Origin of the sequence: Streptomyces sp. A012304, from assembly GCF_026008495.1 — a bacterium.
In the GTDB taxonomy this organism is placed as follows: Bacteria; Actinomycetota; Actinomycetes; order Streptomycetales; family Streptomycetaceae; genus Streptomyces.
In genome coordinates this window covers 37627-61081 of record NZ_BQUN01000037.1, presented here as the reverse complement: position 1 = coordinate 61081, position 23455 = coordinate 37627, and the positions used below count along the sequence as shown (strand labels likewise).

Below are 23455 nucleotides of genomic sequence, written 5' to 3'. Positions count from 1 at the left end.
CGGTCCGTCCGTCAACCCCTGACGATCCACAACCCTTGACGAAAGGGACGCTCCGGTGACCGAGAAGGCCGACCTCCAGTCTGTGCTCGACCGTGCCGCCGCAGGCGGGCGGATCACCCCGGAGGAGGCACTCGACCTCTACCGTGACGCCCCGTTGCACGCCCTGGGCGCCGCCGCCGACGCCGTACGCCGCCGGCTGTACGCCGGGACCGAGCACATCGCGACGTACATCATCGAGCGGAACATCAACTACACGAACGTGTGTGTCACGGCGTGCAAGTTCTGCGCCTTCTACGCGGCCCCCAAGGACCAGGCCAAGGGCTGGACGCGCGACCTGGACGACATCCTGCGCCGGTGCGCGGAGACCGTGGAGCTGGGCGGCACCCAGATCATGTTCCAGGGCGGACACCACCCGGACTACGGCGTGGAGTACTACGAGAAGCACTTCTCCGCCATCAAGGAGCGGTTCCCGCAGCTCGTCATCCACAGCCTGGGGGCGAGCGAGGTCGAGCACATGGCGCGGATCTCCAAGGTCGGCGTGGAGGAGGCGATCCAGCGCATCCACGCCGCCGGTCTCGACTCCTTCGCGGGCGCCGGCGCCGAGCTGCTGCCCGCCCGCCCGCGCAAGGCGATCGCTCCGCTGAAGGAGTCCGGCGAGCGCTGGCTGGAGATCATGGAGACCGCCCACAACCTCGGCGTCGAGTCGACGTCGACGATGCTGATGGGCACCGGCGAGACCAACGCCGAGCGCATCGAGCACCTTCGGATGATCCGTGACGTCCAGGACCGCACGGGCGGCTTCCGGGCGTTCATCCCGTACACCTACCAGCCCGAGAACAACCACCTGAAGGGCCGTACGCAGGCCACGCTCTTCGAGTACCTGCGGATGATCGCCATCGCCCGCCTCTTCCTCGACAACGTCCGCCACATCCAGGGCTCCTGGCTGACCACCGGCAAGGAGATCGGTCAGCTCTCCCTGCACTACGGCGCGGACGACCTCGGCTCGATCATGCTGGAGGAGAACGTCGTCTCCTCGGCCGGAGCCAAGCACCGCTCCAACCGCCTGGAGATCATCGACCTGATCCGCAAGGCGGACCGCGTCCCGGCCCAGCGCTCCACGACCTACGAGCACCTGGTGGTCCACGACGACCCGGCGAACGACCCCGTCGACGACCGCGTGGCCTCCCACATCTCCTCGACGGCGATCGCGGGCGGCACGGCCCACCCCGAGCTGAAGATCCTCGCCTCCAACTAGCCCGCATGCTGACGATCCACGCGGACTCCAAGGGCCGGGCGCTCGTCGTGAAGGGCGCCTGGGTCGCCGCGGCGGGCCCCCTGGACGAGCTCGCCGCCACCCATCCCCAGGCCCGGGTGCGCCGGTGGCCCGGCATCCTGACCCCCGGCCTCGTCAACATCCACGGCACCGAGCTGCTGGAAGAGGCCTACCACCCGGACCCGCGCGAGGCCGACGAGCTGGGCACCGAGCCGCTGTTCGGGGACGCGCTGGCCGCCCTGGACATGGACGACGCCCGCTGGGGCGCGAGCGCCCGCCGCGCCGTCCAGCGCATGCTCGCCCACGGCACGGTCACGGCGGCCTGCGAGGAACTCCGCAACCGCGCGGTCCGCGACGCCGTACGCCGCTCCGGCCTCGGCACGATGGGCCGGCTCGGGCGCCCCGACGGAACGCCCTCGCTCGACCCGTACGCCTCCGGTTGGCCGGTGTCGTTCGCCGAGCCGAGGGAGGCCGGCTCCGCCGCCCGGTTCGCCTTCTTCGACGTCCCCGACGAGGCCGCCCTCGCCGAACGCGGCGCGACGACCTGTGTGGCGACGATCGTCGACGGACGCCTGTCCTACCGGCGCCGCTAGCCGGAGAACGTCCGGGGTCGGCCGGCTGTTGATCGTGGTGTGCGTGCTGCTGTCCGGGTGGGTGGAGGACGTGGCGGCGCGGAAGAAGCCGAGGCTGCTGCCGTGACCCGTCCGGTGGCCCTGCCACAATGGGCGGGTGACCCGCGCTTCCCTGAACAAGCAGCCGCACGAAGTCGCTTCGATGTTCGACGACGTGGCGGAACGGTACGACCTGACGAACGACGTCCTCTCGCTCGGCCAGGACCGGAGGTGGCGCAAGGAGGTCGCCCGGGCCGTCGACGCCCGCCCCGCGCAGAAGGTCCTGGACCTGGCGGCCGGCACCGCCACCTCGTCCCTCCCCTTCGCCGCCACCGGCGCCTATGTCGTCCCCTGCGACTTCTCCCTCGGCATGCTCCAGGTCGGGAAGAGGAAGCACGGCTGGCTGCCGTTCACGGCGGGCGACGCGACGCGGCTGCCGTTCAAGGACGACACCTTCGACGCCGTCACGATCTCCTTCGGCCTGCGCAACGTCCAGGACTTCGACGCCGCGCTGCGCGAGATGCACCGGGTGACGCGGCCCGGCGGACGGGTCGTGATCTGCGAGTTCTCGCACCCGACCTGGGCGCCCTTCCGCACCGTCTACACCGAGTACCTGATGCGCGCCCTGCCGCCGGTCGCACGCGCGGTGTCCTCCAACCCCGACGCGTACGTCTATCTCGCCGAGTCCATCCGCGCCTGGCCCGACCAGCCCGCGCTGGCCGCGCATCTGCGCAAGGCGGGCTGGTCCAAGGTCGCCTGGCGCAACCTGACCGGCGGCGTGGTCACCCTGCACCGGGGCTTCAAAGAGAGCTGAGCGTCGCGGAGAGCTGAGCGCCCGGCCCGGGTACCCGTCGGGTGCGGTTCACCTGCCGACCGTCTCGACGGCGTCCCCCGGCCGGTCCAGCTCGCGCCGCAGTCCGCCCCCGCCGGGTCTCGGCAGTCGCGGCTCGCGCACGCCCGATCCTCCGCCGCCCTCGCCCTCGGCGAAGTCGAACCACACGGTGACGACCGCGCCACGCGGTACTTCGGCACCGGGCGGCGGGTACTGCCGTACGACGTAGTCGACGACGGTGTGGTGGAAGTCGGGCCGGTCGGGTGCGGCCAGCAGCACTCCTCGTGCCGTGGCCGTTTCGCGCGCGTCCATCGCCATCAGGCCGACGAGTCTCGGCACGCGCACTTCGGGTGTTTTGGGCTGTATGAGCACAGATGTCACCCCCAGCGGTACTGGAAGGGTAACCGCCCGGGGTGTCGTCCGGAAGCGCTCGATGTCTTTCTGTGACAGTCGACTACAGAGAGTCACGCGATCTGGTCGAGATCGAGCCGATAGCAGTGCGCCTCCCGCCCGGAGGGCGTCGTGAGCACCTCCGCCCGCCGCATCCCGAGCCGCCGGGCGACCGCGATCGAGCGGGCGTTGCGCGCGTCGACCATCGCCACCACGTCCGCCACCCCCGCCTCCCGCACCCGCTCCAGCGTCTCCCGCGCGGCCGCCGTGGCATACCCCTGGCCCCAGTGCTCCCGCCCGAGCCGCCAGCCGATCTCTATCTCGCCCGTGGGACCCCACTCCCGCTCCCAGGGCTGGGCGCCGGTGAAGCCGATGACCTTCCCGGACTCGTCGAGCATGGTCCACAGACAGAAGCCGCGCTCGGCGTCGTGTCTGCGCTGGCGGGCGGTGAGCTCCTCGTAGACCGACAGTTCCGCGGGCCGGCCGCCGTGGAACTCCATGACGTCCGGGTGGGCGAAGACCTGGTGCCAGGCGACCGCGTCCTCGTCCGTGGGGACACGCAGCCGTACTACCGGGGGAACTCGGAGAACGCGGAGAACGCGGAGGTCTCGGTCCACGGGGGCAGCCCTTCAGCCGGGTGATCAACTCTGCTGAATAGACTGCCCATGTCCAGTGCCGGCCGGCACGCAGATTCCGAACTTGGGGAGATCCCGCCGTGACCGTCGTGACTGAGCCCCTCTCCGAAAACACCGCCGATGTGATCGTCGTCGGCGCGGGGCCGGCCGGCTCCACGACCGCGTACCACCTCGCCAAGGCCGGACTCGACGTGCTCCTGCTCGAAAAGACCGAGTTCCCGCGCGAGAAGGTCTGCGGCGACGGTCTCACTCCGCGCGCCGTGAAACAGCTCGTCGCCATGGGCATCGACATCTCCGAGGAGGCCGGCTGGCTGCGCAACAAGGGCCTGCGCATCATCGGCGGCGGTGTGCGGCTCCAGCTGGACTGGCCGGATCTCGCCTCCTTCCCCGACTACGGCCTCGTCCGCAAGCGCGACGACTTCGACGAGCAGCTCGCCCGCCAGGCGCAGAAGGCGGGCGCCCGTCTCTACGAGCGCTGCAACGTCGGCGCCCCGATCGTCGACGACCGCACCGGCCGTATCACCGGAGTGCACGCCAAACTCGGTGACGACAAGCGCGAGGTCACCTTCCACGCCCCGCTCGTGGTCGCGGCCGACGGCAACTCCACCCGCCTCTCCCTGGCGATGGGCCTGCACCGCCGCGAGGACCGCCCGATGGGCGTCGCGGTGCGCACCTACTTCACCTCCCCGCGCCACGACGACGACTACCTGGAGTCCTGGCTGGAGCTGTGGGACCGGCGCGGACCGGGCGAGGACCGTCTCCTGCCGGGCTACGGCTGGATCTTCGGCATGGGCGACGGCACGTCCAATGTCGGCCTGGGCGTCCTCAACACCTCCGCGTCCTTCAAGGAACTGGACTGGCGCGAGGTCCTCAAGGCCTGGTGCGCCTCCATGCCGGAGGACTGGGGCTACACCCCCGACAACATGACGGGCCCGATCCGTGGCGCCGCCCTGCCCATGGCCTTCAACCGCCAGCCCCACTACACCAAGGGCCTGCTGCTGGTCGGCGACGCCGGCGGCCTGGTGAACCCGTTCAACGGCGAGGGCATCGCCTACGCCATGGAGTCCGGCCAGATCGCCGCCGACGTCATCGTCCAGGCCCACGCCCGCGCCACCCCGGGCCAGCGCGAACTGGCCCTCCAGCGCTACCCGCGGATCCTCAAGGACACCTACGGCGGCTACTACACGCTGGGCCGCGCCTTCGTGAAGCTCATCGGCAACCCGAAGGTCATGAAGATCGCGACCCAGCGCGGTCTGACGCACCCCCTGCTGATGAAGTTCACCCTGAAGATGCTCGCCAACCTCACCGACCCGACGGGCGGCGACGCGATGGACCGCATCATCAACGGCCTGAGCAAGGTGGCACCGAAGGCCTGACGGTCAGCCACTCGGCTCAGGACGAGAGCGCCTTCTGTTTGGCGGCCCGGCGTGCGAAGACCTCCTCGCGCCGGTCCGTCATCTGCCGCAGCGCGTCCTTGCGGTCCCGCCGGGAGAGCCGCTCCAGATAGACGTGGCCGTTCAGATGGTCCGTCTCGTGCTCCAGGCAGCGCGCGAAGTAGCCGGTGCCCTCGACGACGAGCGGGCGGCCCTCCTTGTCGAACCCGCGCACCACGGCCCGGTCCGGCCGCGGCACCTCCATCACCGCACCCGGCACGGAGAGGCAGCCTTCGCCCTCCTCGATCAGCCGCCGACGCGCGGAGTCGAGCGGCTCCAGCACCGGATTGACGATGTGTCCGACATGTCGGACACCGTTGTCGTCCGGGCAGTCGTACACGAACAGCCGCAGATCCACACCGACCTGGTTGGCGGCGAGGCCGGCTCCCTCCGCGACGTACATGGTCAGGAACATGTCGTCGATCAGCGCGGCGAGATCGGGCCCGAACTCCGTCACGTCCCGGCACGGCTTGTGCAGGACGTCCTCACCGACCTCGGTGATCCGCCGCACCGACCCGCGCCGGGCCTCGGGCGCGAGCGGGGGACAGGACGCGACGGGCTTTCCCTGGACGAACACGCTCGGCATGTCGTCCCTCCTTCAGCTCATGGACGGCCGACGGACGTTCCGCCGGCCCGACCCGAGCATGCCAGGAGAGGCCGAAGGGCCGCTGCCCCGAGCGGCTGCGGCCCTCACGACGTTGCGGGTGCCTCAGAGCACGCGCACGGCACCCGTCGCCGGGTAGCCGGACAGGTCCTGGATCACCACACCCTTGGAGGGGTTGGCCGCGTCGAGGTACTGGCCCTCGCCGATGTAGACGCCCACGTGGTACGCGGAGCCCTTCGCACCCCAGTAGAGGATGTCGCCCACCTGAAGGTTGGACAGCGACACGTCGGTGCCGGACATCGACTGGTCCTGCGAGACCCGCGGTAGGTCCACACCGACCTGCCTGAACGCGGCCTGCACGAGGCTGGAGCAGTCCCACGCGTTGGGCCCGGTGGCGCCCATGACGTAGGCGTCGCCCACCTGGGCCTTGAGGAAGGCGATGACCGTGGCCACGCTGCCGCTGGCCGGAGCCGAGACGTTGCTCGTCGTGGACGCGGACGTGGACAGGACGGTCCGCTCCGAGGCGCGGGACGCGGCGGCCTCGGCGGCGGCCCGGCGGGCCTCCTCGGCCTTCTTCTTCGCCTCGGCCTTCTTGGCGGCGGCGAGGTCCTTCGCGGCCTCCTTGGCCGCCGCGGCGGCGGCCGCGTCGCGCTCGGCCTCCAGCTGGTAGTTCGCCGCGGCCTGCTGCGTGGCCTGAGCGGACTGCGCGACCTGAGCGGCCAGGTCGCCCGTGAGCACGGGCAGTTCGAGCGTCTGCGTCACCGGCTCGGCGGCGTTGGCCGAACCGGCCGCCGTGGCGACGGCCAGCGTGCCGAGGACACCACTGGCGACTCCGGCCCGCATCGCGATCGTCGACGCGCTGCGGCGGGGTTTCCGGTGGCTGCGTATGTGAGCGGTGTGGGACATGGGAACAAGCGGTATCAGGGGCTCCTCCATACCTTCAAGAAACGTGTGCTGCGCCACATTTGTTCAACGGAAGCCCCGAACGTCTGCCGCGGGATTCTTTATTGACGCCGTAACGGACATTACGGACGCGGGTGATCAAGCCTGTGATCATGGGCTTTCGTCGATACGCCCGGATTGCCCCGCGCTTACCACTGGTGGGGACCGTTGGCCAAGCCCGGTTCTCCGGCACCCCTGGTCGGTGTGGCGGAGGTCACGGAACGGTTACCGCAGCGCCCGCGTCTCGCGCGGATGGACCGGCCGGTTCCGCTCGTGAACGCGTGCACGCGTCCACATCCGCCCCCGCGACTCCCTCCGAGGTGTGAACGCGCCCTCTATCAGGACCCCCCGTCCAAGGCGAATTTGCATGCAGGGGAACTCTCTTGATATTGAGACGCCCCTCGCGGCCTGCGGTGACGAGCACAAATGTCACTTCTTGTGATCACTCTGACGCATCTCGTACGAAGATCACCGCTGGTATGACTTCATGATCCTTCGTCAGGTGGTGGAGATCACAAAGACTGTGCAATACCCCGTGTCGCAGATCACAGAGCGGCGGGCATAAGATGCGAGGCAGTTGGGCTTGTGACCTGCTTCACATGTTCGCGATCTTCGCCGGGACGAGCGGGGTTCGTGGGACATGAGAGACGGACGTGAGCCCGGTGCCATCGCCAGCAGTCAGTGCCGACTGAGAGGAGCGAGGAGCGGTGAACGCGTATGCGCCCATCCTCGTACTGGGAGCCCTCGGGGCAGGCTTTGCGATCTTCTCCGTGGTCATGGCCACGCTGATCGGTCCGAAGCGGTACAACCGCGCCAAGCTCGAGGCGTACGAGTGCGGTATCGAGCCGACCCCCACGCCGGCCGGCGGCGGGCGTTTCCCCATCAAGTACTACCTGACGGCGATGCTCTTCATCGTCTTCGACATCGAGATCGTCTTCCTCTACCCCTGGGCCGTCACCTTCGACGCCCTGGGGCTTTTCGGGCTCGTGGAGATGCTGCTCTTCGTGCTCACCGTCTTCGTCGCCTACGCGTACGTGTGGCGGCGCGGCGGCCTGGAATGGGACTGAGGGGCCTTAAGTCATGGGACTCGAAGAAAAGCTGCCGAGCGGTTTCCTGCTGACCACCGTCGAGCAGGCCGCGGGCTGGGTGCGCAAGGCGTCCGTGTTCCCCGCCACGTTCGGCCTCGCCTGCTGTGCCATCGAGATGATGACCACCGGCGCCGGCCGCTACGACCTGGCGCGCTTCGGCATGGAAGTCTTCCGCGGTTCGCCCCGCCAGGCGGACCTGATGATCGTCGCCGGCCGGGTCAGCCAGAAGATGGCGCCGGTGCTCAGGCAGGTCTACGACCAGATGCCGAACCCCAAGTGGGTGATCTCCATGGGGGTGTGCGCGTCCTCGGGCGGCATGTTCAACAACTACGCGATCGTCCAGGGCGTCGACCACATCGTCCCCGTCGACATCTACCTCCCGGGCTGCCCGCCGCGCCCCGAGATGCTGATGGACGCGATCCTCAAGCTCCACCACAAGATCCAGAACTCCAAGCTGGGCGTGAACGCCGAGGAGGCGGCCCGCGAGGCGGAGGAAGCGGCGCTCAAGGCCCTGCCCACGATCGAGATGAAGGGGCTGCTGCGGTGAGCGACGTGAACGGCACCGGCGGCGTGAACGGATCCGCACCCGGCGCGGCGAACGGGGCCAACCCCGAGAAGGACCTCTCCGCCTCCAACCTCCCCGGCCAGCGCGGCCAGGGCGGCGAGGAGATCCGCGTCCAGCGCGGCATGTTCGGCGCCGACAACGGCGGCGACACCTCCGGCTACGGCGGCCTCGTCCGCTCGGTCCGGCTCCCGGGACCGGCGAGCCGGCCCTACGGCGGCTGGTTCGACGAGGTCGCCGACGAACTCGAGGGCGCGCTGGAGGAGCAGGGACTGCTTCCGGAGAACGCGATCGAGAAGACGGTCGTCGACCGCGGCGAGCTCACCTTCCACATCGAACGCGAGCACCTGCCGCGCGTCGCCCGCACCCTGCGCGACGACCCGGCCCTGCGCTTCGAGCTGTGCACCGGCGTCAGCGGCGTCCACTACCCGGGCGACAAGGGCCGCGAGCTGCACGCCGTCTACCACCTGCGCTCGATCACCCACAACCGGCTGATCCGCCTCGAAGTCAGCGCCCCCGACAGTGACCCGCGCATCCCGTCCCTGGTCTCCGTGTATCCGACCAACGACTGGCACGAACGCGAGACCTACGACTTCTTCGGGATCGTCTTCGACGGTCACCCGGCCCTGACGCGGATCATGATGCCGGACGACTGGCAGGGCCATCCGCAGCGCAAGGACTACCCCCTCGGCGGCATCCCCGTCGAGTACAAGGGCGCCCAGATCCCGGCTCCGGACCAGCGGAGGTCGTACTCGTGAGCACGCAGTCAGCATCGGCACGCGAGACCACCGAGGGGACCGTCTACACGGTCACCGGTGGCGACTGGGACGAGATCGTCCAGTCGGCGTCCCGCGCCGACGACGAACGCATCGTCGTCAACATGGGTCCCCAGCACCCCTCCACCCACGGCGTGCTGCGCCTGATCCTGGAGATCGAGGGCGAGACGGTCACCGAGGCCCGCTGCGGCATCGGCTACCTCCACACGGGCATCGAGAAGAACCTCGAGTTCCGGACCTGGACGCAGGGCACCACGTTCGTGACGCGCATGGACTACCTGACGTCCTTCTTCAACGAGACCGCCTACTGCCTCGCCGTCGAGAAGCTCCTCGGCATCGAGGACCAGATCACCGAGCGAGCCAAGATCATCCGGGTGCTCCTGATGGAGCTGAACCGGATCTCCTCCCACCTGGTGTGCATCGCCACCGGCGGCATGGAACTCGGCGCCACCACGATCATGATCTACGGATTCCGTGATCGTGAAATGGTTCTCGACATCTACGAGCTCATCACGGGCCTGCGGATGAACCACGCGTACATCCGCCCCGGCGGACTCGCCCAGGACCTGCCGCCCGGCGCGGTGGACCAGATCCGCGAGTTCGTGAAGAAGATGAAGAAGAACCTTCCCGAGTACGACAAGCTCGCCACCGGGAACCCCATCTTCAAGGCCCGCATGCAGGACATCGGCTACCTCGACCTGGCCGGCTGCATGGCCCTCGGCGCCACCGGCCCCATCCTGCGCTCCACCGGCCTGCCGCACGACCTGCGCAAGACGCAGCCCTACTGCGACTACGAGACGTACGACTTCGACGTCCCGACCGCCGACTCCTGCGACGCCTACGGGCGCTTCCTGATCCGACTGGAGGAGATGCGCCAGTCGCTGCGGATCGTCGAGCAGTGCCTGGACCGGCTCCAGCCCGGCCCGGTCATGGTCGCCGACCGGAAGATCGCCTGGCCCGCCCAGCTCGCCCTGGGCCCGGACGGCCTCGGCAACTCCCTCGACCACATCAAGAAGATCATGGGCACCTCCATGGAGGCCCTGATCCACCACTTCAAGCTGGTCACCGAGGGCTTCCGCGTCCCGCCGGGACAGGCGTACGCGGCCGTCGAGTCGCCCAAGGGCGAACTCGGGGTGCACGCCGTGTCCGACGGCGGCACCCGCCCCTACCGGGTCCACTTCCGTGACCCGTCCTTCACCAACCTTCAGGCCATGGCGGCGATGTGCGAGGGCGGCCAGGTCGCCGACGTCATTGTCGCCGTCGCGTCCATCGACCCCGTGATGGGAGGCGTCGACCGGTGACCACCTCTTCTTCGGAGCGGGGCGTCAGCCTGGGCATGCCCGAGCTGCCCGCGCCCGCGTACCCGGACGACGTCCGGGCCCGGCTCGAGCGGGACGCGCGCGAGATCGTCGCCCGCTACCCGGACTCCCGGTCCGCGCTCCTGCCGTTGCTGCACCTCGTGCAGTCGGAGGAGGGCCACGTCACGCGCACCGGGATGCAGTTCTGCGCGGACGTACTGGACCTGACCACTGCCGAGGTCACCGCCGTCGCGACCTTCTACACCATGTACCGGCGCCGGCCCAGCGGTGACTACCAGGTGGGCGTCTGCACCAACACCCTGTGCGCGGTGATGGGCGGCGACGCGATCTTCGACGCGCTCCAGAAGTACCTGGGCGTCGGCAACGGCGAGACCACCGACGACGGCAGGATCACCCTGGAGCACATCGAGTGCAACGCGGCCTGCGACTTCGCGCCGGTCGTGATGGTCAACTGGGAGTTCTTCGACAACCAGACCGTGGACAGCGCGAAGCGCCTGGTGGACGACCTGCGCACCGGCCGTACCGTCTCACCCACGCGCGGGGCGCCGCTGTGCACCTTCAAGGAGACCGCGCGGATTCTGGCCGGCTTCCCCGACGAGCGGCCAGGGGCCGTCGAGGCGAGCGGCAGTGCGGGACCGGCGTCGCTGGTGGGTCTTCGCCTGGCAAGGGGAGAGACCGCAGCCGCGCGCGTGGTCCATCCGCGGGACGGCGGCCCGCACGACGAGCCGCAGGACAGCGCGGTGCACCAGCCGTCGCCGGCCGAGCACCTCAGTTCGCATGACGCGCCGCAGGACACATCGGCCTCCGACTCTGCCCACCCGGCAGGGCCTACCGCCGAGGAGGGGGAGTGATGACCTTGGCAGCCGAGCTGAAAGACACCAGCCCCGAGAAGCTGCTCGCACCCGTGCTGTCGGCCTTCTGGGACGAGGACCGGTCCTGGACGCTGGACGTCTACCGAAGGCACGAGGGGTACGAGGGACTCCGCAAGGCGCTCGCCATGTCACCGGACGACGTGATCGCGTACGTCAAGGACTCCGGTCTGCGCGGGCGCGGCGGCGCGGGATTCCCGACGGGAATGAAATGGCAGTTCATTCCGCAGGGTGATGGAAAACCGCACTATCTAGTTGTCAACGCCGACGAGTCGGAGCCAGGAACCTGCAAGGACATTCCGCTCCTCTTCGCGAACCCGCACAGCCTCATCGAGGGCATTGTCATCGCGTGTTACGCCATCAGGTCGTCTCATGCCTTCATCTATCTGCGTGGTGAAGTCGTCCCCGTTCTGCGGCGGTTGCACGAGGCCGTGCGCGAGGCCTACGCGGCGGGCTACCTCGGCGAGAACATCCTGGGCAGCGGACTCGACCTGGAACTCACCGTGCACGCGGGTGCGGGCGCGTACATCTGCGGTGAGGAGACCGCGCTGCTCGACTCGCTCGAAGGCCGCCGTGGTCAACCGCGGCTGCGTCCCCCCTTCCCTGCTGTCGCGGGCCTCTACGCGTGCCCGACTGTGGTGAACAACGTCGAGTCGATCGCGTCGGTTCCCGCGATCCTGAACAACGGCAAGGAATGGTTCAGGTCGATGGGGAGCGAGAAGTCCCCGGGCTTCACGCTGTACTCGCTCAGCGGGCACGTCGCCAGCCCCGGCCAGTACGAGGCCCCCCTCGGCATCACCCTCCGTCAGCTCCTCGAGATGAGCGGCGGCATGCGACCGGGCCACCGCCTGAAGTTCTGGACGCCGGGCGGCTCCTCGACCCCGATGTTCACCGACGAGCACCTCGACGTCCCTCTTGATTACGAAGGAGTGGGTGCCGCGGGTTCCATGCTCGGCACGAAAGCCCTCCAGTGCTTCGACGAGACGACCTGCGTCGTCCGTGCCGTCACCCGCTGGACCGAGTTCTACGCCCACGAGTCCTGCGGCAAGTGCACGCCGTGCCGCGAGGGCACGTACTGGCTCGTGCAGCTGCTGCGGGACATCGAGGCCGGCAAGGGCGCCATGTCCGACCTCGACAAGCTCAACGACATCGCCGACAACATCAACGGCAAGTCCTTCTGTGCCCTCGGCGACGGTGCCGCCTCGCCGATCTTCTCCTCGCTGAAGTACTTCCGCGAGGAGTACGAGCAGCACATCACGGGCCGCGGCTGCCCCTTCGACCCGGCCAAGTCGACGGCCTGGGCCGACCGCACGGAGGTGAACGCATGACCGTGACCACCAACGCTCCCGCAGGTGGGGGAGAGGCGGCGGTCCCGCCGGAAGATCTCGTCACGCTGACGATCGACGGCGCCGAGATCAGCGTGCCCAAGGGCACCCTGGTCATCCGGGCCGCCGAGCAACTCGGCATCGAGATCCCCCGCTTCTGCGACCACCCCCTCCTCGACCCGGCCGGCGCCTGCCGCCAGTGCATCGTCGAGGTCGAGGGCCAGCGCAAGCCCATGGCCTCCTGCACGATCACGTGCACGGACGGCATGGTCGTGAAGACCCACCTCACCTCGTCGGTCGCCGAAAAGGCCCAGCACGGCGTGATGGAGCTGCTCCTCATCAACCACCCGCTGGACTGCCCGGTCTGCGACAAGGGCGGCGAGTGCCCGCTGCAGAACCAGGCGATGTCGCACGGCCAGGCCGAGTCCCGCTTCGAGGGCAGGAAGCGCACGTACGAGAAGCCCGTGCCGATCTCCACGCAGGTGCTGCTCGACCGCGAGCGGTGCGTGCTGTGCGCGCGCTGCACCCGCTTCTCCAACCAGATCGCGGGCGACCCGATGATCGAGCTGATCGAGCGGGGCGCGCTCCAGCAGGTCGGCACCGGTGAGGGCGACCCCTTCGAGTCGTACTTCTCCGGCAACACCATCCAGATCTGCCCGGTCGGCGCGCTGACCTCGGCGGCGTACCGATTCCGCTCCCGGCCCTTCGACCTGGTGTCCTCGCCGTCGGTCTGCGAGCACTGCTCCGGCGGCTGCGCCACCCGCACCGACCACCGGCGCGGCAAGGTCATGCGGCGTCTCGCCGCCCTGGACCCCGAGGTCAACGAGGAGTGGATCTGTGACAAGGGGCGGTTCGCGTTCCGGTACGCGCAGCAGCGTGACCGGCTCGAGACGCCGCTCGTGCGCAACGCCGAAGGCGACCTCGAACCGGCCTCCTGGCCGGAGGCGTTGCAGATCGCGGCCCAGGGACTGCTCGCCTCCCGCGGCCGCACCGGTGTCCTGACCGGCGGCCGCCTCACCATCGAGGACGCCTACGCGTACAGCAAGTTCGCACGCGTGGCGCTCGACACCAACGACATCGACTTCCGCGCGCGCGTGCACAGCACCGAGGAAGCCGACTTCCTGGCGGCGAGGGTGGCCGGCCGGGGCCGTGACCTCGACGGTACGGGCGTCACGTACACCGCGCTGGAGAAGGCGCCCGCGGTGCTGCTCGTCGGGTTCGAGTCGGAGGAGGAGGCGCCCGGCGTCTTCCTGCGGCTGCGCAAGGCCTGGCGCAAGCATGGTCAGCGGGTGTTCTCGCTGGCCACGCACGCCACGCGCGGCCTGGAGAAGGCGGGCGGCACGCTGCTGCCGGCCGCTCCGGGCACCGAGACCGAGTGGCTGGACGCGCTCGCGGGCGGCGTCGGCCTGGACGACGACGGGGTCAAGGCCGCCGAGGCGCTGCGCGCCGAGGGCGCGGTGATCGTCGTCGGTGAGCGGCTGGCCGCCGTGGCCGGCGCTCTGACGGCCGCCGTCCGGGCCGCCTCCGCGATCGGCGCCCGGCTGGTGTGGATTCCGCGCCGGGCGGGCGAGCGCGGCGCGATCGAGGCGGGTGCCCTGCCGTCGCTGCTGCCGGGCGGACGTCCGGCGACCGACCCGCGCGCGCGGGAGGAGGTCGCCGCCGCCTGGGGGCTCGCGGAACTCCCGCACCGCTACGGCCGCGACACCGGGCAGATCATCGAGGCCGCCGTGGGCGGGGAGCTTCAGGCGCTGCTCGTCGCCGGTGTGGAGGTCGCCGACCTGCCCGACCCGGCACGCGCGCGTGAGGCGCTCGCCGAGGTCGGCTTCGTGGTGTCCCTGGAGCTGCGGCCCGGCGAGGTCACCGAGCACGCCGACGTCGTCCTGCCCGTCGCGGCGGTCGCGGAGAAGGCGGGGGCGTTCCTCAACTGGGAAGGCCGGGTCCGCTCCTTCGAGGCCGCGCTCAAGCCCGACCAGATGACGCGCCGCCTGGCCCCGTCCGACGCGCGCGTGCTCCAGATGCTCGCCGACGCCATGGACGTCCACCTGGGCCTGCCGGACCTGCGGACCGCGCGCGCCGAGCTGGACCGGCTGGGCGCCTGGGACGGCCCGCGCGCCACCGACCCCCTGGAGATTGCGGGAATCCTGCCTCGGCCCGCCGCAGGTGAGGCCGTCCTCGCCGGACACCGGCTGCTGCTCGACCAGGGCGTCCTCCAGCAGGGCGACGAGGCGCTCGCCGGGACGCGGCACGCCGCGTACGCGCGCGTGTCCGCCGCCACGGCCGCCGAAGCCGGCGTCAAGGACGGCGACGCCCTCGCCGTGACCGGCACCGTCGGAACGGTGGAACTGCCCGTCAAGGTCACCGAGATGCCCGACCGGGTGGTGTGGCTCCCGCTGAACTCCGTGGGTGGAGGCGTCGCCTCCGACACGGGGGCACGGCCCGGTTCCCTCGTCCGCATCGGCCCGGCGACGCTCGCCGAAGCCCCCCAGGAGGTGGAGGCATGAGCCCGTACCTCGCCGCTGAAGACCTCTCGATGTTCGGCCGCGACCCCTGGTGGCTGGTCGTGATCAAGGCCGTCTTCTGCTTCGCCTTCCTGATGGTGACCGTGCTGTTCTCCATCGTCTGGGAGCGCAAGGTCGTCGCTTGGATGCAGCTGCGCATCGGCCCCAACCGGCACGGCCCCTGGGGCATGCTCCAGTCGCTCGCCGACGGCATCAAGCTGATGCTGAAGGAAGACGTCATCGTCAAACGCGCGGACAAGGTGGTGTACGTCCTCGCACCGATCGTCGCGGCCATCCCGGCCTTCATGGCGATCGCGGTGATCCCCTTCGGCCCGGCCGGCAACGAGATCTCGATCTTCGGCCAGCGCACCACGATGCAGCTCACCGACCTGCCGATCGCGATGCTGTACATCCTCGCGGTCGCCTCGGTCGGCATCTACGGCATCGTGCTGGCGGGCTGGAGTTCCGGATCCACCTACCCGCTGCTGGGCGGCCTGCGTTCCTGCGCGCAGATGATCTCCTACGAGATCGCCATGGGCGCCGCGTTCGCCTCGGTGTTCCTGTACTCCGGGTCGATGTCGACGTCGACGATCGTCGAGCAGCAGCAGGACCGCTGGTACATCATCCTGCTGCCGGTCTCCTTCATCCTCTACATCGTCACGATGGTCGGCGAGACCAACCGCGCCCCCTTCGACATGCCGGAGTCCGAGGGCGACCTGGTCGGCGGCTTCAACACCGAGTACTCGTCGATCAAGTTCGCGATGTTCATGCTCGCCGAGTACGTGAACATGGTGACGGTCTCCGCCGTGTCCGTGACGCTCTTCCTCGGCGGCTGGCGGGCCCCGTGGCCGATCAGCGGCTTCTGGGAGGACGCGAACCACGGCTGGTGGCCGATGCTCTGGTTCACGGTCAAGGTGCAGCTGCTGCTGTTCTTCTTCATCTGGCTGCGCGGCACACTCCCCCGCGTCCGCTACGACCAGCTGATGAAGCTCGGCTGGAAGGTCCTCATCCCGGTCTCGGTGACCTGGCTGATGCTCGTGGCGACCGTGCGGACCCTGCGCAACGAGAACTACGACTTCGCCGACATCGCCCTCTACGTCGGCGGCGCCGTCCTGGTCCTGCTGCTGCTCTCCTTCATCGCGGACATGTTCCGCGAGCGCGGCAAGCAGGCGGAGGCCCCCGCCGAACCCCCCGCCGGCTTCGACCCGATGGCGGGCGGGTTCCCCGTGCCGCCGCTGCCCGGACAGGAGCTGCCGCCGGTGCCCAGGCGCCGCCCGCGCCGCGAGCGGGAGCTGATTGTCAGTGGTGGGTCGGACACTGTCAGTGACGGATCGCTGGATGGAAAGGAGGCGTCCGATGGCTGAGGAGCCCAAGGAGGCCGGGCACACGTCGTCCGGCTTCCAGAACCCCGTGGCCGGCTTCGGCGTGACCTTCAAGGCCATGTTCAAGAAGCGGCTCACCGAGCAGTACCCGGAGCAGCAGAAGACCACCGCTCCGCGGTTCCACGGACGGCACCAGCTCAACCGCCATCCGGACGGCCTGGAGAAATGCGTCGGCTGCGAGCTGTGCGCCTGGGCCTGCCCGGCCGACGCCATCTACGTCGAGGGCGCCGACAACACGGAGGAGGAGCGCTACTCGCCGGGCGAGCGGTACGGGCGCGTCTACCAGATCAACTACGCCCGCTGCATCCTGTGCGGCCTGTGCATCGAGGCGTGCCCCACGCGCGCGTTGACGATGACCAACGAGTTCGAACTCGCGGACTCCAGCCGTGCCAACCTCATCTACACCAAGGAGCAGCTGCTGGCCGGCCTGGAGGAGGGCATGGTCGACACGCCGCACGCCATCTACCCCGGGACGGACGAACAGGACTACTACCGGGGCCTGGTGACGGAGGCCGCGCCCGGCACCGAGCGGCAGGTCGCCGTCTCCAAGGGCGAGGCCCCGCAGGAGGCGGCCGCCACCTTCGGCGCGGACGAGCCCGCCTCGGAGGAGGTGATCGGCCGATGAGCGCGCAGCTCGCCGCTTCCGCCTCGCAGCTCGCCGCCTACTCCACCTCCACCGGTGAGGCGTTCCAGTTCTGGGTGCTCGGCACCATCGCGGTGATCGGCGCCCTGTGCACCGTCTTCATGAAGAAGGCCGTGCACAGCGCGCTCTGCCTCGCCGGCACCATGATCATCCTGGCGGTGTTCTACCTCGCCAACGGCGCCTACTTCCTGGGCATCGTGCAGATCGTCGTCTACACCGGCGCGATCATGATGCTGTTCCTGTTCGTGGTGATGCTCGTCGGCGTCACCGCGGCGGACTCCCTGAAGGAGACCATCAAGGGCCAGCGTTGGCTGGCCCTCCTGTGCGGCCTCGGCTTCGGGATCCTGCTGGTCGCGGGCATCGGCAACGCCTCCCTCAGCGAGTTCGACGGCCTCGCCCAGGCCAACGCGGGCGGCAACGTCGAGGGACTCGCGGCCCTCATCTTCACCAAGTACGTCTTCGCCTTCGAGATCACCGGCGTCCTGCTCATCACGGCCGCCGTCGGCGCCATGGTGCTCACCCACCGCGAGCGCACCGAGCGCGCCCGCACCCAGCGCGAGCTGGCCGAGCAGCGGGTCCGCGAGGGCAAGCACGTACCGCCGCTGCCGGCCCCCGGCGTGTACGCGCGGCACAACGCCGTGGACATCGCGGGCCTGCTGCCCGACGGCACCCCCTCGGAGCTGACGGTCAGCAGGACGCTGCGCGAGCGCGGCCAGATCCGTGACGTGTCCAGCGAGGCGCTGGCCGACCTCAAGGCGCTGGAACAGCGCGCCGAGGAGCGCCTGGACCGGGCCGCCATCGAGCCGCCGCACCTCAAGCGGAACTCCCAGCGGACCGAGGAGGCGTCGAAGTGAACCCGGTCAACTACCTCTACCTGGCCGCCCTGCTGTTCACGATCGGCGCGACGGGCGTGCTGATCAGGCGCAACGCGATCGTCGTGTTCATGTGCATCGAGCTGATGCTCAACGCCTGCAACCTCGCGCTGGTCGCCTTCTCCCGGATGCACGGCAATCTCGACGGCCAGATCCTGGCCTTCTTCACGATGGTCGTCGCCGCCGCGGAGGTCGTGGTCGGACTCGCGATCATCGTGTCGCTGTTCCGTACCCGCCACTCGGCCTCGGTCGACGACGCCAGCCTGATGAAGCTGTAAGGGGTCGGAAGAATCGTGGAGAACCTGATTGCGCTGCTCGTCGCGGCGCCCCTGCTCGGAGCGGCCGTCCTCTTGGTCGGCGGCCGCCGGCTCGACGCCGTCGGCCACTGGATCGGCACGCTGCTCGCGGCCGCATCCTTCGTGATCGGTCTCGTCCTCTTCGCCGACCTGCTCGGCAAGGACGCCGACCACCGGACCCTGACGCAGCACGTGTTCACCTGGGTCCCGGTCGAGGGCTTCCAGGCGGACATCGCCTTCCGCCTCGACCAGCTGTCGATGACGTTCGTGCTGCTGATCACGGGCGTCGGCTCGCTGATCCACCTGTACTCGGTCGGGTACATGGAGCACGACGAGCGGCGCCGCCGCTTCTTCGGCTACCTGAACCTGTTCCTCGCGGCGATGCTGCTGCTCGTCCTCGCCGACAACTACCTGCTGCTGTACGTCGGCTGGGAGGGCGTCGGTCTCGCCTCCTACCTGCTCATCGGCTTCTGGCAGCACAAGCCCAGCGCCGCCACCGCAGCGAAGAAGGCCTTCCTGGTCAACCGTGTCGGCGACATGGGCCTGGCGATCGCCATCATGCTGATGTTCACCACCTTCGGCACCTTCGCCTTCGGCCCGCTGCTCGGCACGCACGCGGAGCCGGGACTCGCCGGCGACGCCACCGAGGGCAAGCTCACCGCGATCGCCCTGATGCTGCTGCTCGCCGCCTGCGGCAAGTCCGCCCAGGTGCCGCTCCAGTCCTGGCTCGGGGACGCGATGGAGGGCCCGACCCCGGTCTCGGCCCTCATCCACGCGGCGACGATGGTGACGGCGGGCGTCTACCTCATCGTCCGCTCCGGAGCGATCTTCAACGCCGCCCCCGACGCACAGCTCGTCGTCACGATCGTCGGAGCCGTCACGCTCCTGTTCGGTGCGATCGTCGGTTGCGCGAAGGACGACATCAAGAAGGCACTGGCCGGCTCGACCATGTCGCAGATCGGCTACATGGTGCTCGCCGCGGGTCTCGGCCCCATCGGCTACGTCTTCGCGATCATGCACCTGGTGACGCACGGCTTCTTCAAGGCCGGCCTGTTCCTCGGCGCCGGCTCCGTCATGCACGGCATGAACGACGAGGTCGACATGCGCAAGTACGGCGGCCTGCGCAAGTACATGCCGGTCACCTTCGTCACCTTCGGACTCGGCTACCTCGCCATCATCGGCTTCCCGGGCCTGTCCGGCTTCTTCTCCAAGGACAAGATCATCGAGGCGGCCTTCGCCAAGGGCGGCACCGAGGGCTGGATCCTCGGCGGCTGCGCGCTGCTCGGCGCCGCCATCACCGCGTTCTACATGACGCGCGTGATGCTGATGACGTTCTTCGGGGAAGAGCGTTGGAGGAACCAACCCACTCGTTCCCCGCAGGCGCCGAGCGCGGAACCGGCGGCCGAGCACCACGGCGAACACGCGGAGCCGCATCCGCACGAGTCGCCCAAGGTCATGACGATCCCGATGATCGTGCTGGCCGTCGGATCGGTCTTCGGCGGTGCCTTCTTCAGCATCGGTGACCGCTTCCTGCACTGGCTGGAGCCCATCACCGGGCACGACCACGGACACGCCCCGATCAGCGCGCTGACGGTGACGATGTCCACGGTGGCCGTGATGGTCCTGGGCGTCGCGCTCGCCTACGCCCAGTACGGCCGCCGCCCGGTCCCGGTCGTCGCCCCGCGCGGGTCGCTGCTCACCCGGGCCGCCCGGCGCGACCTGCTCCAGGACGACTTCAACCATGTGGTCCTGGTCCGCGGCGGCGAGCACCTCACACGGTCCCTGGTGTACGTCGACCACACCCTGGTCGACGGCGTCGTCAACGGAACGGCGGCGTCGGTCGGCGGCCTCTCCGGGCGCATGCGCAGGCTCCAGAACGGCTTCGCGCGGTCGTACGCGGTCTCGATGTTCGGCGGTGCGGCGGTCCTCATCGCCGCGACCCTGCTGATGAGGGCGGTCTGATACCGATGTCCTTTCCTCTGCTGACAGCGACGGCGGCGCTCCCGGCGATCGGGGCGATCGCCACGGCCGCCGTCCCGGCCCCGCGGCGCAACGCCGCCAAGGCACTGGCGCTGCTCTTCTCGCTCGGCACGCTCGCCCTGGCGATCGCCGTACTGGTCCGCTTCGACCCGGACGGCGACCGCTACCAGCTCACCGAGTCCCACTCCTGGATCAAGGACTTCGGGGTCCGCTACGAGCTGGGCGTGGACGGCATCGCGGTGGCGCTGATCGCGCTCACGGCGCTGCTGATCCCGTTCATCATCCTCGCGGGCTGGCACGACGCCGACCCGCTGGAGACGGGCAGCAAGCGGTGGCGCCCCACCCAGGGCTTCTTCGCGCTGATCCTGGCCGTCGAGGCGATGGTGATCCTCTCCTTCGAGGCCACCGACGTCTTCCTCTTCTACATCTTCTTCGAAGCCATGCTCATCCCGATGTACTTCCTCATCGGCGGCTTCGGGGACCGTGCCCACGAGCACGGCGAGAAGGCGGCGGCGACGCAACGGTCGTACGCGGCCGTGAAGTTCCTGCTCTACAACCTGGTCGGCGGACTGATCATGCTGGCCGCGGTGATCGGGCTGTACGTGGTCGCCGGGAACTTCTCGCTGACCGAGATCGCCGAGGCCCGCGCCAACGGCTCGCTCGACATGGCGACGAGCACCGAACGCTGGCTGTTCCTGGGCTTCTTCTTCGCCTTCGCGGTGAAGGCGCCCCTGTGGCCGCTGCACACCTGGCTGCCCAACGCCATGGGGGAGTCCACCGCCCCGGTCGCCGTCCTGATCACCGCGGTCGTCGACAAGGTCGGCACCTTCGCGATGCTCCGCTTCTGCCTCCAGCTCTTCCCGGAGGCGTCGAAGTGGGCGACGCCCGTCGTCCTCGTCCTCGCCGTGATCAGCATCATCTACGGCGCGCTGCTCGCCGTCGGGCAGCGGGACATCAAGCGGCTGGTGGCGTACGCGTCGATCTCGCACTTCGGATTCATCATCCTGGGCATCTTCGCGATGACCAGCCAGGGCCAGTCGGGCGCCACGCTCTACATGGTCAACCACGGGATCTCGACGGCCGCGCTGATGCTGGTCGCCGGCTTCCTGATCTCGCGGCGCGGCTCGCGGCTCATCGCCGACTACGGCGGGGTGCAGAAGGTGGCCCCGGTGCTCGCCGGCGCCTTCCTGATCGGCGGTCTCGCGACCCTGTCGCTGCCGGGGCTCGCGCCCTTCGTGAGCGAGTTCCTCGTCCTGGTCGGCACGTTCGCGCGCTACCCGGTGATCGGCGTCATCGCCACCTTCGGCATCGTCCTCGCCGCGCTCTACACCCTGGTCCTCTACCAGAGGACGATGACGGGTCCGGTGAAACCCGAGGTCTCCGCGATGCCCGACCTGCGCGCGCGTGAGCTGGTGGTCGTCACCCCGCTGATCGTGCTGCTGATCTTCCTGGGCGTCTACCCGAAGCCCGTGACGGACATCATCGACCCGGCGGTCAAGCAGACCCTGTCCGACGTACAGAAGAAGGACCCTCAGCCCGAGGTGGAGGCGGCCAAGTGAGCACAGCAGCCGTCCACAGCCTGTGGACAACCGCGGCCGACCCGATCTCGAAGATCGACGCGCCGAAGATCGAATACGCGCAATTGTCGCCCACTCTGATCGTCGTGGGCGCGGCGATCATCGGGATCCTGGTCGAGGCGTTCGTGCCGCGAAAGTCCCGCTACCTCGCCCATATGTTCGTGTCCGTCGTCGCGCTGGCCGCCGCGTTCGCCGCGGTCGTCGCGCTGGCGGCCGACGGGTACGGCACGACCAAGGCGCGCATCGCGGCGATGGGCGCGATCGCCGTCGACGGCCCGGCCCTGTTCCTCCAGGGCACGATCCTGCTGGCCGCCCTGGTCGGCCTGTTCACCTTCGCCGAACGGCGGCTCGACCCGGTCGTGCACGGCAACCGGGTCGACTCCTTCGCCGCCCAGGCCGCGTCCGTGCCGGGCAGCGACAGCGAGAAGGCCGCCGTCAAGGCCGGGTTCACGACCACCGAGGTCTTCCCGCTGCTGCTGTTCGCCGTCGCGGGCATGCTGATCTTCCCGTCGGCGAACGACCTGCTGACCCTGTTCATCGCGCTGGAGGTCTTCTCGCTGCCGCTGTACCTGCTGTGCGCGCTGGCCCGCCGCAAGCGGCTCGTGTCGCAGGAGGCCGCGGTCAAGTACTTCCTGCTCGGCGCGTTCGCCTCGGCGTTCACCCTGTTCGGCATCGCCCTGCTCTACGGCTACGCGGGCTCGTTGTCGTACGCGACGATCGCACAGGTGGTCGACGGCACCGTACAGAACGTCACCCCGGCGCTGGCGGACACCATGGGCAACGACGCGCTGCTGCTCATCGGCGCCGCGATGCTCGTCATGGGGCTGCTGTTCAAGGTGGGCGCGGTGCCGTTCCACATGTGGACACCGGACGTCTACCAGGGCGCCCCGACGCCCGTCACCGGCTTCATGGCCGCCGCGACCAAGGTGGCCGCGTTCGGCGCGCTGCTGCGGGTGCTGTACGTGGTGCTGCCGGGCCTGCGCTGGGACTGGCGGCCGGTCATGTGGGGTGTCGCGATCGTCACCATGCTGGGCGGCGCGATCATCGCGATCACCCAGACCGACATCAAGCGACTGCTGGCCTACTCGTCGATCGCGCACGCGGGATTCATCCTCGCGGGTGTCATCGCGACCACCCCGGACGGCGTCTCGTCCGTCCTCTTCTACCTGGCCGCGTACTCGTTCGTGACGATCGGCGCGTTCGCCGTGGTCACGCTCGTACGGGACGCGGGCGGCGAGGCCACCCACCTGTCCAAGTGGGCGGGGCTCGGCCGCCGCTCGCCGCTGGTCGCGGCCGTGTTCGCCGTGTTCCTCCTCGCCTTCGCCGGCATCCCGCTGACCTCCGGGTTCGCCGGGAAGTTCGCCGTGTTCAAGGCGGCGGCGGAAGGCGGCGCGGCGCCGCTGGTCGTGGTCGGTGTGATCTCGTCGGCCATCGCGGCGTTCTTCTACATCCGTGTCATCGTGCTGATGTTCTTCAGCGAGCCGCGGCCCGAGGGCCCGACGGTGGCGGTCCCGTCACCGCTGACGATGACGGCGATCGGCGTCGGCG

The 23455-nt window shown here is 69.5% G+C and carries 22 protein-coding genes; 18 read left to right on the top strand and 4 right to left on the bottom strand.

Features of this window, described 5'->3' with window-relative positions:
* The first annotated feature begins 55 nt into the window (after positions 1–55).
* The 3 genes from mqnC (at position 56) to ALMP_RS08525 (ending at position 2698) form a co-directional block, all read left to right on the top strand.
* On the top strand, positions 56–1255 hold the full coding sequence (mqnC, locus tag ALMP_RS08535) for a cyclic dehypoxanthinyl futalosine synthase (RefSeq protein WP_264925652.1): 1200 nt from the start codon (positions 56–58) through the stop codon (positions 1253–1255).
* A 5-nt stretch (positions 1256–1260) separates the two neighbouring features.
* Positions 1261–1866 (top strand): hypothetical protein, encoded by a 606-nt coding sequence (locus tag ALMP_RS08530; RefSeq protein WP_264925651.1) that lies wholly within the window; start codon positions 1261–1263, stop codon positions 1864–1866.
* 136 nt (positions 1867–2002) lie between these two features.
* The gene (locus tag ALMP_RS08525) at positions 2003–2698 is read left to right on the top strand and encodes a demethylmenaquinone methyltransferase (RefSeq protein WP_264925650.1); all 696 of its coding nucleotides are present in this window, start codon (positions 2003–2005) and stop codon (positions 2696–2698) included.
* 48 nt (positions 2699–2746) lie between these two features.
* Here ALMP_RS08525 and ALMP_RS08520 read toward each other — a convergent pair whose 3' ends face one another.
* The gene (locus ALMP_RS08520; RefSeq protein WP_264925649.1) at positions 2747–3061 is read right to left on the bottom strand and encodes a PASTA domain-containing protein; all 315 of its coding nucleotides are present in this window, start codon (positions 3059–3061) and stop codon (positions 2747–2749) included.
* A 119-nt stretch (positions 3062–3180) separates the two neighbouring features.
* A complete protein-coding gene (locus ALMP_RS08515; RefSeq protein WP_264925648.1) occupies positions 3181–3723 on the bottom strand; it encodes a GNAT family N-acetyltransferase in 543 nt (180 codons plus the stop codon).
* A 107-nt stretch (positions 3724–3830) separates the two neighbouring features.
* Between ALMP_RS08515 and ALMP_RS08510 the strand changes: the two genes are divergently transcribed.
* Entirely contained in the window at positions 3831–5117 is a 1287-nt protein-coding gene (locus ALMP_RS08510; protein ID WP_264925661.1) for a geranylgeranyl reductase family protein, read from the top strand.
* Between the two features lie 16 nt (positions 5118–5133).
* Here ALMP_RS08510 and def read toward each other — a convergent pair whose 3' ends face one another.
* A complete protein-coding gene (gene def, locus ALMP_RS08505) occupies positions 5134–5760 on the bottom strand; it encodes a peptide deformylase (RefSeq protein ID WP_264925647.1) in 627 nt (208 codons plus the stop codon).
* Positions 5761–5883: 123 nt separating this feature from the next.
* Positions 5884–6714, bottom strand: coding sequence for a C40 family peptidase (locus ALMP_RS08500; protein ID WP_264925646.1), 831 nt, complete (start codon positions 6712–6714; stop codon positions 5884–5886).
* 713 nt (positions 6715–7427) lie between these two features.
* On the opposite strand from ALMP_RS08500, the gene ALMP_RS08495 reads away from it, so the two are divergent.
* From ALMP_RS08495 to nuoN, 14 genes are all read left to right on the top strand, one after another.
* On the top strand, positions 7428–7787 hold the full coding sequence (locus ALMP_RS08495) for an NADH-quinone oxidoreductase subunit A (RefSeq protein WP_030494815.1): 360 nt from the start codon (positions 7428–7430) through the stop codon (positions 7785–7787).
* Between the two features lie 13 nt (positions 7788–7800).
* Positions 7801–8355 (top strand): NADH-quinone oxidoreductase subunit B family protein, encoded by a 555-nt coding sequence (locus ALMP_RS08490; RefSeq protein WP_055635348.1) that lies wholly within the window; start codon positions 7801–7803, stop codon positions 8353–8355.
* The gene (locus ALMP_RS08485) at positions 8352–9128 is read left to right on the top strand and encodes an NADH-quinone oxidoreductase subunit C (RefSeq protein WP_375803458.1); all 777 of its coding nucleotides are present in this window, start codon (positions 8352–8354) and stop codon (positions 9126–9128) included. The genes ALMP_RS08490 and ALMP_RS08485 overlap by 4 nt, the downstream gene beginning before the upstream one ends.
* Positions 9125–10447 carry an NADH-quinone oxidoreductase subunit D gene (locus tag ALMP_RS08480; protein ID WP_264925644.1) on the top strand — a complete coding sequence of 441 codons (1323 nt, stop codon included), beginning with the start codon at positions 9125–9127 and terminating at the stop codon, positions 10445–10447. Before ALMP_RS08485 ends, ALMP_RS08480 begins: the two co-directional genes overlap by 4 nt.
* On the top strand, positions 10444–11316 hold the full coding sequence (gene nuoE / locus ALMP_RS08475; protein ID WP_264925643.1) for an NADH-quinone oxidoreductase subunit NuoE: 873 nt from the start codon (positions 10444–10446) through the stop codon (positions 11314–11316). The genes ALMP_RS08480 and nuoE overlap by 4 nt, the downstream gene beginning before the upstream one ends.
* Positions 11313–12662, top strand: coding sequence for an NADH-quinone oxidoreductase subunit NuoF (nuoF, locus tag ALMP_RS08470; protein ID WP_264925642.1), 1350 nt, complete (start codon positions 11313–11315; stop codon positions 12660–12662). The genes nuoE and nuoF overlap by 4 nt, the downstream gene beginning before the upstream one ends.
* Positions 12659–15160, top strand: a complete 2502-nt coding sequence (locus ALMP_RS08465; protein ID WP_264925641.1) for an NADH-quinone oxidoreductase subunit G — start codon at positions 12659–12661, stop codon at positions 15158–15160. Before nuoF ends, ALMP_RS08465 begins: the two co-directional genes overlap by 4 nt.
* Positions 15157–16521 (top strand): NADH-quinone oxidoreductase subunit NuoH, encoded by a 1365-nt coding sequence (nuoH, locus tag ALMP_RS08460; RefSeq protein WP_264925640.1) that lies wholly within the window; start codon positions 15157–15159, stop codon positions 16519–16521. The genes ALMP_RS08465 and nuoH overlap by 4 nt, the downstream gene beginning before the upstream one ends.
* On the top strand, positions 16514–17164 hold the full coding sequence (gene nuoI, locus ALMP_RS08455) for an NADH-quinone oxidoreductase subunit NuoI (protein ID WP_264925639.1): 651 nt from the start codon (positions 16514–16516) through the stop codon (positions 17162–17164). The genes nuoH and nuoI overlap by 8 nt, the downstream gene beginning before the upstream one ends.
* A complete protein-coding gene (locus ALMP_RS08450) occupies positions 17161–18036 on the top strand; it encodes an NADH-quinone oxidoreductase subunit J (protein WP_264925638.1) in 876 nt (291 codons plus the stop codon). Before nuoI ends, ALMP_RS08450 begins: the two co-directional genes overlap by 4 nt.
* On the top strand, positions 18033–18332 hold the full coding sequence (gene nuoK, locus ALMP_RS08445; RefSeq protein ID WP_264925637.1) for an NADH-quinone oxidoreductase subunit NuoK: 300 nt from the start codon (positions 18033–18035) through the stop codon (positions 18330–18332). Before ALMP_RS08450 ends, nuoK begins: the two co-directional genes overlap by 4 nt.
* Positions 18333–18347: 15 nt before the next feature.
* Positions 18348–20312 (top strand): NADH-quinone oxidoreductase subunit L, encoded by a 1965-nt coding sequence (gene nuoL, locus ALMP_RS08440; RefSeq protein ID WP_264925636.1) that lies wholly within the window; start codon positions 18348–18350, stop codon positions 20310–20312.
* 5 nt (positions 20313–20317) lie between these two features.
* Positions 20318–21889: an NADH-quinone oxidoreductase subunit M gene (locus ALMP_RS08435; RefSeq protein ID WP_264925635.1), complete on the top strand. Its 1572-nt coding sequence runs from the start codon at positions 20318–20320 to the stop codon at positions 21887–21889.
* Positions 21886–23455, top strand: a 1570-nt coding sequence (gene nuoN, locus ALMP_RS08430; RefSeq protein ID WP_264925634.1) for an NADH-quinone oxidoreductase subunit NuoN, incomplete at its 3' end; no start/stop codon positions are given. The genes ALMP_RS08435 and nuoN, both read left to right, overlap by 4 nt.

Excerpts from the sequence above, each read along its gene's own strand:
- ALMP_RS08530 (WP_264925651.1), top strand. The coding sequence starts at position 1,261 with ATGCTGACGATCCACGCGGACTCCAAGGGCCGGGCGCTCGTCGTGAAG.
- def (WP_264925647.1), bottom strand. The coding sequence starts at position 5,760 with ATGCCGAGCGTGTTCGTCCAGGGAAAGCCCGTCGCGTCCTGTCCCCCG.
- ALMP_RS08500 (WP_264925646.1), bottom strand. The coding sequence starts at position 6,714 with ATGGAGGAGCCCCTGATACCGCTTGTTCCCATGTCCCACACCGCTCAC.
- ALMP_RS08490 (WP_055635348.1), top strand. The coding sequence starts at position 7,801 with ATGGGACTCGAAGAAAAGCTGCCGAGCGGTTTCCTGCTGACCACCGTC.
- ALMP_RS08465 (WP_264925641.1), top strand. The coding sequence starts at position 12,659 with ATGACCGTGACCACCAACGCTCCCGCAGGTGGGGGAGAGGCGGCGGTC.
- nuoH (WP_264925640.1), top strand. The coding sequence starts at position 15,157 with ATGAGCCCGTACCTCGCCGCTGAAGACCTCTCGATGTTCGGCCGCGAC.
- nuoI (WP_264925639.1), top strand. The coding sequence starts at position 16,514 with ATGGCTGAGGAGCCCAAGGAGGCCGGGCACACGTCGTCCGGCTTCCAG.
- ALMP_RS08450 (WP_264925638.1), top strand. The coding sequence starts at position 17,161 with ATGAGCGCGCAGCTCGCCGCTTCCGCCTCGCAGCTCGCCGCCTACTCC.
- ALMP_RS08435 (WP_264925635.1), top strand. The coding sequence starts at position 20,318 with ATGTCCTTTCCTCTGCTGACAGCGACGGCGGCGCTCCCGGCGATCGGG.